The sequence below is a fragment of the Bartonella sp. CL70QHWL genome (assembly GCF_042194855.1).
GTDB lineage: Bacteria > Pseudomonadota > Alphaproteobacteria > Rhizobiales > Rhizobiaceae > Bartonella.
The window spans coordinates 1-568 of the sequence record NZ_JBHINJ010000135.1 but is presented as its reverse complement, the minus strand read 5'-3'; the positions used below and the strand labels follow the sequence as shown (position 1 = coordinate 568).

General features: G+C 36.3%; 1 pseudogene. It reads left to right on the top strand.

The window, feature by feature from the left end:
* Positions 1–37: 37 nt before the first annotated feature.
* Positions 38–568: pseudogene (locus ACFIJZ_RS10130) on the top strand (hypothetical protein); the annotation flags it as partial.

Genomic DNA, 568 nt, shown 5'->3' with positions numbered 1-568 from the left:
ATAAAACAATCCCTGCCGAAATTAAGCGAGGAGACAGATGAAAAAGCGATTTATTATAACAGGAATGATTACCCTTTGGGGAATGCTGAATCTAGCTCCAGCATATGCAAATAGCAAAGATGTGGTGTATGATAGAAATAACAAAGAAATCCGCCGAACAAACGACGGTCGAATATATACTACATATTATGGCTTGTCAGATTCAACACGCACTAGAGATGTTAAAGTTAGACGTAAAACAAAGCCAAAATCACCTAAAAAGTCGCGACCTGCTTCAACGCCACAACCTGCTTCAACGCCACAACCTGCTTCAACGCCACAACCTGCTCTATCAGCAGAATATTCGGAAATCCTTCAGCTTTTAAAAAAAGAGGAAATTATTGAGCTCTTAACAAAACAGCTTGAGTTGAAAAAAAAACAAGTTTCACAAATAGAAAAAGCCTATCAAGCTATAACAAAGAATCAGAAAACTGAACCTAAAAAAATTGAATTTTCTAGTTTTTTTCTCAAAGAACCAGAATCGCTCTATAAGAAAGATAAGCTTTCAAGGGAATCATATCAAAAGGTA